1 protein-coding gene is annotated in these 686 nt (G+C 67.3%); it reads left to right on the top strand.

All coding sequences use genetic code 11. From position 1 onward, the window contains the following. Window positions 1–282 precede the first annotated feature (282 nt). Window positions 283–686 (top strand): hypothetical protein (locus KGQ19_RS48785; RefSeq protein ID WP_212022481.1); only part of this gene is annotated, 404 nt, incomplete at its 3' end.

Genomic DNA, 686 nt, shown 5'->3' with positions numbered 1-686 from the left:
GTGCCTGAGCTGCGGTTTCGTACGGCGCGAACTTGACCCCCGGCCACCGGCACTGTAGGCGAAGCCCTGCCGACGCGACCGAGGGGAACGAACCGAAAACCAGCCGGAAGAATAGCAATCGCAGGGAACGAGGACACCGGTTGGTTGCTGCGGCTGCCGGTAAGGCCCTGGCGGCGGGTCGCTGGTTGGCTGGCCGACAACATGCCCGGGTGCGGTGCAGTTAACAGGCCCAGGTGCAGTGCAGTGCAGTGCAGCACCGTGCAGCGTTCGACAGCTGTGCCCGTGGCGGGTGTCGAGGGCCAGGGCAAAATCCAGCTCGGCGACCAATACGGCCGCTATCTGCTGATCTGTCTCAGCAACCTGCTATCCCGCTGGTATCGGTTGTTGCCGCCGGGCCGATCCGGCGCCCGCCAACCCGGAAGGCATACCTCGGATACTGGCGCGCTGGCCAGCACCGGGACCGGCGGCCGAGCTCGCCGAGCCGCCGGTACCCGCACCCCCTGTTTTGTATTTCTCCGGCTGGTTTTCGGTTCGTTCCCCTCGGTCGCGTCGGCAGGGCTTCGCCTACAGTGCCGGTGGCCGGGGGTCAAGTTCGCGCTGCACGAAACCGCCGCCTACCTGCATGTCCGCCGCGCGCGGACTTTACCCCCGGACACCGGTGCTGTACCCATCGGGCTGACGACGCG

This window comes from Catenulispora pinistramenti, from assembly GCF_018274385.1.
In the GTDB taxonomy this organism is placed as follows: domain Bacteria; phylum Actinomycetota; class Actinomycetes; order Streptomycetales; family Catenulisporaceae; genus Catenulispora; species Catenulispora pinistramenti.
The sequence above is the reverse complement of the archived record's forward strand: the minus strand, read 5'-3'. Positions and strand labels throughout refer to the sequence as shown.